General features: G+C 72.2%; 1 pseudogene. It reads left to right on the plus strand.

The annotated features are described in order from the left end of the window. Positions 1-230 (plus strand): annotated as a pseudogene (locus KVS71_RS19520) (glutamate decarboxylase); the annotation flags it as partial.

The following is a 230-nucleotide window of genomic DNA, read 5'->3' on the forward strand; positions in this document are numbered from 1 at the left end:
CCGTCTTCGCCTGGCGCCTGAAGGACGGGCACACCGACAAGCGGACGCTGTACCACCTGCAGGATCGTCTCCGGATGCGCGGCTGGCTCGTCCCCGCGTACCCGATGCCCGCCGATCTGGTGGACCTCACGGTGCAGCGGATCGTCGTGCGCAACGGGCTCAGCATGGGTCTGGCCGCCGGGCTGCTCGCCCCCATCCCCGCCGAGGTGGCCCACCTCGGCGCGCTCACG

The organism is Microbacterium sp. GbtcB4 (assembly GCF_019091465.1).
Taxonomy (GTDB): Bacteria; Actinomycetota; Actinomycetes; order Actinomycetales; family Microbacteriaceae; genus Microbacterium; species Microbacterium paraoxydans.